This is a genomic window from Paenibacillus sp. 01L418 (genome assembly GCF_056400045.1).
Genome location: NZ_JBFTSN010000515.1, coordinates 1 through 4,069, shown reverse-complemented (window position 1 = coordinate 4,069; position 4,069 = coordinate 1). Strand labels below are relative to the sequence as shown.

General features: G+C 45.2%; 1 protein-coding gene. It reads left to right on the top strand.

Annotated features, from left to right (window positions below):
• A partial coding sequence (locus AC1DSE_RS31725; protein ID WP_477528791.1) for a beta strand repeat-containing protein occupies positions 1–4,069 on the top strand: 4,069 nt, incomplete at both ends.

Here is a 4,069-nt window from a genome sequence, read left to right as displayed (position 1 = left end):
GTACGAATAGTACTCAAAACTTAAATGAAGTGGATTATGGAAACAACGTCTATGTTGCAGCTGGTACAGGTGGTACGATTTTGTATTCTACTGATGCTGTTACATGGAATGCAGCAACATCCAATACGTCGAACCAGTTATTTTCTGTGAAATTTTTAAATGGTTCATTTTGGGCAGTTGGAGCATCCGGCATTATTTTGAAATCAAGTGATGGAAAGTCGTGGACATCCATTGCATCTGGAATTTCCAACGATTTGTACAACATCTCCTATGGAAACAGTAAGTATGTCTTAGGCGATGCAAACGGAAAAATTTATTATTCGGCCACTGGAAATCCATCAACATGGGGCGGAGGACAGCAGCTTAACAGTACATATTATAGTTCAATAAACTTTATAGGATTTTTAAATAATCATTTTTACGCTTTTGATTCCAGTCCAATACTTGCAAGCTACAGATCTTCAGATGCCATTACCTGGACAAGTACTCCTTTAGCTTGGCAGGCTTTTGCAGGTGCATATGGCAATGGCGTGTATGTTTTGTATAGCAATGCTAATACAGCTTTCACTTCTACGGATGGGGTGAGCTGGACTGAACGAACAACAAACTATGGAAACACGATGCAGGCTATTACATTTGGCAATGGAAAATTTGTTGCTGCAGGCAATAGCGGCTCTATCATGTATTCGCTTGATGGTATCGAATGGACAACGGTAACACCTAACATCACAGATGCGGTCTATAACAATGGTCTTTATGTTGCTGTAGGCTATAACAATTCGGCTACGATTGGCGGCACCATTTTTACTTCCACTGATCGAGTGAATTGGACAAGCCGGATAACGCCAACTGCAAATGGATTTTCAAGCATTGCATACGGCAACGGCACTTATGTAGCAGTTGGTTCGGGCGGTACGATCTATGTATCAAGTAATGCAACTAATTGGAATTTGGCAGCCTCTAATACGACAAGCAACTTACAAGGCGTCCAATTTGTAAATAATCGATTTATTGCTTTAGGAAACAGCGGAACGATTTTAACATCTAGCGACGGAACGGCGTGGACACCAGCTGCAATTACTGCAGGTCCGGCCATCACGACTGTTCTTTACTCTGTTGCTTATGGGAATGGAACATATGTTGCTGTAGGTCAAGGGTCCAGAATGGCATATTCATCAGACGGATTGAATTGGACTGCTTCCTCTTTAACAGGTTCATCCTTCATTTTTAGAAACGTTGTTTATGCAAATAATCTATTTGTTGCTGTAGGAGCCAGTGGTAAAATATTCACCTCGTCAGATGGCACCAGCTCGAACTGGACTAGTCAAGATAGTACAGCTACTGGTCTCTTAACAGGAATCGCATATGGAGCGGGACAGTTTATGGTTTCAGGTATTGGAGGGAAAATTGTATCTTCTCCGGATGGAGCAAGCTGGACTTCAGAAGCAACTAATGTAGCAGCTTTTCTTACAAATGTGGTTTATGACGGCAGTCGGTTTCTTTCACTTGGATATAATTTTACGACTATAGAGGCTGCTGCCGTAGTTTCTTCACCACCTCTGATTATTGGAAATCCTAGCAATGCAACGATTAATGAAGGCGGGAACGCTAGCTTCACGGTTGCTGCGTCTAATACGAACTCTTATCAATGGCAGGTAAATACGGGTGCAGGATTTTCAAATATTGTTAATAGTTCACCGTATAGTGGAGCGACTACGTCAACGTTAACTATAACGGGTGCGACAGTGGGAATGAATGGATACCAGTATCGAGTCATCGCTACGGGCAGCACAGCGCCTTCGGCAACCTCAAATAGTGCAACGTTAACGGTAAAAGCATCATCGATTGCTTCAACGATTATGTTTAAATCAAATGATGATATTGCTGGCGACGCAACCGTTGTGTCGGATGGGCAGGGCGGATCAGATGATATACCGGGTTTTGCGCTTGATTTTTCGGCCAAGGCTGCTGTAAACCCAAATAAAGATTTAGTTCTAACTTATGAAATTCCTTATCCGGATACAATTGGTGCAAGTGGACTATCTGCCGGTTATGCAGATAATGAATCCCAAAGTATATGGACGATTAAAAGTCGCAATTCATCTCAAAACTTCTCTTTAGAATCTATTACGCTAATCGATTCGGGCACTAAAGATGTCAAGATTGGTGCTTTTAATGATGATGTTCAGGTTGGAGAATGGGTCGATCTAACAATTAGTGTTGATCCTTGGAAGTTTACGTTCGATCACTCAAATGGATTAAACTTTTCATTTGACAATATTGATGAAATTCGAATAATTCCTCAAGATTCAGAAATGTGGACTTCAATTAATGACGTTCAAATTGGTGATCCTGTGACAAGGCCAGCTCCGTCGATTACAAGCAATCCAAGCAATGCAACGATCAATGAAGGTGACAACGCTACCTTCACGGTTACTGCATCTAATGCGAGTTCGTATCAATGGCAGGTGGACACGGGTGCGGGATTTACAAATATTAGTGATAATAGCGATTACACTGGAGCAACAACAGCAACTTTAGTTATAAAAAGTGCAACAGCGGGAATGAGCGGATACCAATATCGCGTAGTCGCTTCGGGTAGTACTACGCCTGCGGCAACCTCAAATAGTGCAACGTTGAAAGTAATTCCTATGAATGTACCTTTGGCAGACTTTGCTAGTTCGAGCAAGACCGGAACATCGGCGACATTTACATGGAGCGCAGCAACGGGTGCAACCGGCTTGGAAATTGAGCAATCCCCGGCAGGTGCAAACACATGGACAACGGCGACAACTGGCGGGCTTGCGACCAATGCAACAACAGCAACGGTAACAGGTTTGTCCGCCGCAACGGGATATGATTTCCGCCTAGTTGTAACAGGCGGAGCAAATGCTGGCAACTCGAATGTGGTGAATGTGACTACTAATTCAGTTGCATTGATAGACTTTGCTAGTACGACCAAGACCGGAACATCGGCGACATTTACATGGAGCGCAGCAACGGGCGCAACAAGCATTAAAGTGGAACAATCACCAACAGGTGCAAACATATGGACAACAGCGACAACAGGTGCTCTTTCCACGAATGCAACAACAGCGACAGTAACAGGCTTGTCGGCAGCGACAGGTTATGACTTCCGTCTAGTAGTTACAGGCGGAGCAAATGCTGGCGACTCGAATGTGGTAACGGTGACGACAAACCCGATTGCACTTACAAACTTCGCGAGTGCGAGCAAAACAGGAACAAGCGCAACGTTCACATGGAGCGCAGCAACGGGCGCAACAAACATTAAAGTGGAGCAATCTCCAATAGGTACAAACACATGGACAACAGCGGCAACAGGTGCGCTTGCGACCAATGAAACAACAGCGACAGTAATAGGTTTGACCGCAGCAACGGGATATGACTTCCGCCTTGTTGTAACTGGCGGAGCAAATGCTGGCAGCTCGAACGTAGTAACGGTGACGACAAACCCGATTGCACTAACAGACTTCGCGAGTGCAAGCAAAACGGGRACGAGCGCTACGTTCACATGGAGCGCAGCAACGGGCGCAACAAATATTAAAGTTGAGCAATCACCAACAGGTGCAAATACGTGGACAACAGCGACAACAGGCGCGCTTGTGACCAATGCAACAACAGCAACAGTAACAGGCTTGTCCGCCGCAACGGCATATGACTTCCGTCTAGTAGTTACAGGCGGAGCAAATGCTGGCGACTCGAACGTAGTARCGGTAACGACAAATCCGATTGCACTAACAGACTTCACGAGTGCAAGCAAAACGGGAACGAGCGCTACGTTCACATGGAGCGCAGCAACGAATGCAACAAGCATTAAAGTGGAGCAAACACCAACAGGTGCAAACACGTGGACAACAGCKACAACAGGCGCGCTTGTGACCAATGCAACAACAGCAACAGTAACAGGCTTGTCCGCCGCAACGGCATATGACTTCCGTCTAGTAGTTACAGGCGGAGCAAATGCTGGCGACTCGAACGTAGTAGCGGTAACGACAAATCCGATTGCACTAACAGACTTCACGAGTGCAAGCAAAACGGGAACGAGCGC